Annotated in this window: 4 protein-coding genes; all 4 read left to right on the top strand. The window is 54.9% G+C overall.

The annotated features are described in order from the left end of the window. Positions 1 to 408 precede the first annotated feature (408 nt). The 4 genes from RTU96_RS12335 (at position 409) to RTU96_RS12320 (ending at position 3,768) form a co-directional block, all read left to right on the top strand. Positions 409 to 1,242: a VanW family protein gene (locus RTU96_RS12335; protein WP_312636919.1), complete on the top strand. Its 834-nt coding sequence runs from the start codon at positions 409 to 411 to the stop codon at positions 1,240 to 1,242. Between the two features lie 127 nt (positions 1,243 to 1,369). Next, positions 1,370 to 2,050, top strand: coding sequence for a DNA/RNA nuclease SfsA (sfsA, locus tag RTU96_RS12330; RefSeq protein WP_312636917.1), 681 nt, complete (start codon positions 1,370 to 1,372; stop codon positions 2,048 to 2,050). A gap of 67 nt (positions 2,051 to 2,117) precedes the next feature. Next, positions 2,118 to 2,651, top strand: coding sequence for a manganese efflux pump MntP family protein (locus tag RTU96_RS12325; RefSeq protein WP_397356986.1), 534 nt, complete (start codon positions 2,118 to 2,120; stop codon positions 2,649 to 2,651). A 103-nt stretch (positions 2,652 to 2,754) separates the two neighbouring features. Beyond that, entirely contained in the window at positions 2,755 to 3,768 is a 1,014-nt protein-coding gene (locus RTU96_RS12320; protein ID WP_312636915.1) for a Na/Pi symporter, read from the top strand. Positions 3,769 to 3,778: the final 10 nt, after the last annotated feature.

Genomic DNA, 3,778 nt, shown 5'->3' with positions numbered 1-3,778 from the left:
CTTGGCTGGCAACGGCCCGGGAAGACAGGTAGCGCCAACACAGAGCGGACAGTCAAATGACTGTCCGCTCTGCCTTTTATCTTTCCATTTTGGGTATTTTTTTGCTTGCGGCTAAAACAGCCGTTTTGCAAGTTTGAGGACCGCATAGTGATTCTATGAAGATGCACCTATGGCCTTTGGAGGATTACCAATCAATTTACTTATGTCCGTTTTTAGAGAATACGTATTTTAGAGTAAGGAACCGCTGAAATTCATGTGATTTGAATTAAAACTGCCTTATTAAAATATGATTTGATTGCAAACTGCCCATTTTATACTTTATCTGCTTGCTTCCAAACTTTTTAGAAAGAAATTATAAAACTGAATCAGGATTGGGCAAGAATTTCAGAATTGGAGGTAAGGCTGAACATGAATGAAGCGGAGAGCCGAAGTCTGCGTCCGCCTATTCGCCACAGTTGGCTGCGACTGTGGGCTGGAAAGCGCTGGTATGCATGGCGACGTTTTTTGCTCTGGCATTCCGGAAGGTTCCGTTTTGCAAAGGAACGGCAGGAGGCTTGTCTGCCGTGCATTCATTTCTCCCACGCCACGCCCCTGCTACGGGACCTTCAGGGCGCAGAAATGCGCTATCAGCACAATAAGATTACCAATTTAAAGCTGGCTGCGGCCCGATTGGACGGAATCCTGCTGCGGCCCGGTGAAACTTTCAGCTTTTGGCGTCTTGTTGGAAAACCGACCCGCCACAAGGGCTATCTTGATGGAATGGTGCTGTTTTTGGGGCATATTGGCTATGATGTTGGCGGTGGACTCTGCCAGATGACGAATCTCATTTTCTGGATGACACTCCACACGCCGCTGACGGTGATTGAGCGCTATCGCCATTCCCACGACGTTTTTCCGGATTCCAACCGCACTCTGCCTTTTGGAAGTGGCGCTACCTGCGCCTATCCTCACCGGGATTTGATGATTCGCAACGACACGGCTCAGACCTTTCAGCTCCGCGTCCGGGTGGGGGCGCACAATCTGGAAGGAGAATGGCTGGCAGAGCGGCCTCCGGAGCACTGCTATGAGATTGTAGAGCGCAATCACCGGATGGATCGCGGCCCGTGGGGCGGATACGTCCGCCACAACGAGTTGTATCGACAGCGGTGGACAATTGAAGGCATATTTTTAGACGAATTATTTTTGTTGGAGAATAATGCAATTATGATGTACAATCCGCTTCTGTCGCAAGGCAATGATTGAGGAACTGAGTAGAAGAATGCAGGTGGCCGATTTTCAACCTGCGGGCTTTTTTGGTTGCGTCGCAGGGGGAGTTGTGTTAAACTGATAACTGCACATTGCCTTGCGTAGCACGGGAGGAGGGAAGCCGATGAGATATGGGACGGTGCTTCCTGGTCGCTTCGCGGAGCGGCCCAACCGCTTTATCGCGCTGGTGGACACGGCGGAAGGCCGGGTTGTGTGCCATGTGAAAAATACGGGCCGGTGCCGGGAGCTGCTTCTCCCAGGTGCAAGGGTCTATCTGGAGCGGGCGAAGAATCCCGCGAGAAAGACCGCCTATGATTTAATCGCGGTGGAAAAGGGCGGTCTGCTGGTGAATATGGATGCTCAGGCGCCAAATCGCGTGTTTGGCGAGTGGGCGGCGGAAGGCGGTTTTCTGCCGGACGTGAAGAGCATAAAGCCGGAATATGCTTACGGCGCGTCCCGCATCGACTTTTGTCTGGAGACGGGCCGCGGGCCTCATTTGGTGGAGGTCAAGGGCGTGACACTGGAGGAAAATGGCCACGCCCGGTTTCCGGACGCACCCACGGAGCGGGGTGTCAAGCACATCCACGAACTGCGCCGTGCGGTGGAACAGGGGCTTGCAGCCACGCTGTTCTTTGTGGTGCAGATGGAAGGCATGCTGGATGTGTCGCCTAACGATGAGACGCACCCGGTCTTTGGCACCGCACTGCGGGAAGCGGCGGCAGCGGGTGTTTTTGTGCGGGCATTTGACTGCACGGTAACACCCGACAGCATTGCGATTCGGGGAGAAATTCCCGTGCTTTTGTGAGTTACAAGGATGGGAGCGGGATTTTTTGGGACTTTTTGAACTGCTGCTGGTGGGCGTTGGCCTGTCAATGGACGCATTCGCGGTGGCGATTTGTCAGGGGCTCTGTATGCGGAAGCTTCGTTGGGGCCACGCCTTTGTGGTGGCTTTGTTTTTTGGAGGATTTCAGGCGGTAATGCCTTTTCTGGGCTGGCTGCTGGGGTCCCGGTTCGCCATGTATATCCAGAGTGTGGACCACTGGGTCGCCTTTGCCCTGCTTGCCATCATCGGTGGAAACATGATACGCGAGGGCTGCGGAAAACAGGAAGAGGAGACGGCCTGCGCTGTGGCGGAGAGGGTGGATCTGAAACAACTGACGGTGCTGGCCTTTGCCACCAGCATCGACGCACTGGCGGTTGGCGTGACCTTCGCGTTTTTAAATGTGCGCATCGTACCGGCTATTTCCATCATCGGATTTGTAACCTTTCTCCTGTCCCTGACGGGCGTGGCGGTTGGAAATTACTTCGGGGCACGGTACAAGCGCCGTGCGGAGCTGAGCGGGGGGATTCTCCTGATTCTGATGGGTGCAAGAATTTTGTTTGAGCACCTTAGCTTTTTTTCCTGACAGATTCAGTATATACCGGGCAGAGGCGGCTTTCGGTCGCCTCTGCTCGGTCTTTTTTTTGCTTACGCTCATATCCTGCTTTCAGGAGAAGAGGGGGGAAGCTATGCAGAGCCTTTGGACAATGCTTGGCGGCGTAGTGCTGTTTCTGTTTGGAATTACGCTGTTGGGGGAATATCTGCGGGAGCTTGAGGGCGGACGGGCAGAGCGGTTGCTGCGTCGCGCTACGGACGGCCGGTGGCGGGGGTTTCTGCTGGGATTTTTGGTGACGGCAGTGGTGCAGTCCTCCTCCGCCGTGACGGTGATGACCGTGTCTCTGGCGGATGCGGGAATTTTATCCCTTGAGCAGATTATTCCGGTAATGATAGGAAGTAATTTGGGTACCACTGCCACCGCTTGGCTGCTATGCTTCCGAACGGAGACGTCCGCTGCGCCGGAGCTAACGGTGATTTTGGCGTGTATAGGGCTTTTGATTTACCTGTTGGTTCCCAGACGGAGGGTATGGGGCGGGCTGCTGCTGGCACTGTTTTTGCTGCTGGTTGGAATGGAGCGGATGGCTGCCGCTGCCGCGCCGATCGCGGGGACAGCGGCCTTCCGCCGACTGACGGAGCTGGCGGTCAATCCTCTGACCACGCTTCTGGCGGGGGCAATCTTCACCGGCATAATCCAAAGCTCCAGCGCTTCCATCGGACTGTTGCAGGCGTTTTCAACCGCAGGCTCGGTGACTTGGGGAATGGGGGTGCCTTTGGTGCTGGGAGGGAATATCGGCACCTGTGTCACGGTCTTGCTGGCCGCTGTGGGCTGCGGCGCAAACGCGAAGCGGGCTGCGTTTGCGCATTTGAAATTCAATATTCTTGGGACGGTAGTCCTGCTTCCTCTATGGCTGCTGTTGGGTGCGCCGCTGCATGATCGCCTCATCGATTCCGTGGGGATTGCGGTGGTGCACACGGTGTTTAATCTGCTCTCCGCCGTGTTTTTGCTTCCGGCGTTTGATGGGCTGACCGGATTTTTCACGTTTCCGACGAAGAGGAGACGAAAACTGTTCGGCGGCCTCCGGGGGTCAATTGGAAAGCGTGCAGCAGGGACGAATTTTGGAAAAGAGCAACCCGCAAGAAAATAAAACACGGCTC

This window comes from Oscillibacter sp. (genome assembly GCF_032018205.1).
Classification (GTDB): Bacteria; Bacillota; Clostridia; order Oscillospirales; family Oscillospiraceae; genus Oscillibacter.
Note: the sequence above shows the minus strand (reverse complement) of the source record. Positions and strands in the feature narration are given on the sequence as shown.